Below are 253 nucleotides of genomic sequence, written 5' to 3'. Positions count from 1 at the left end.
GCGGCGGTGGAGGTCGGCGACGCACTGGAAGCGGTTCACCAGCGCGTCTCCCCGGCGAAATACTTCGCCGCTTTGCGTAGGATTTCGCGTTCCTCCTCGAGCTCGCGGACCTTCTTCCGCAGGGGCTGCGTTCTCCGCCTCCAGTGGTGCCGGCGGCTGGGCCGGTTCCTGCGTCCGACGTCCCCGGGGACGGCTCGCTCCGGCTGCCCGAACCCAGTTCCGCAGGGTCTCCGGGTTGATTCCCAGATCGGCG

The sequence above is a fragment of the Streptomyces sp. NRRL WC-3549 genome, from assembly GCF_000721935.1.
Taxonomy (GTDB): domain Bacteria; phylum Actinomycetota; class Actinomycetes; order Streptomycetales; family Streptomycetaceae; genus Streptomyces.
The sequence above is the reverse complement of the archived record's forward strand: the minus strand, read 5'-3'. Positions refer to the sequence as shown.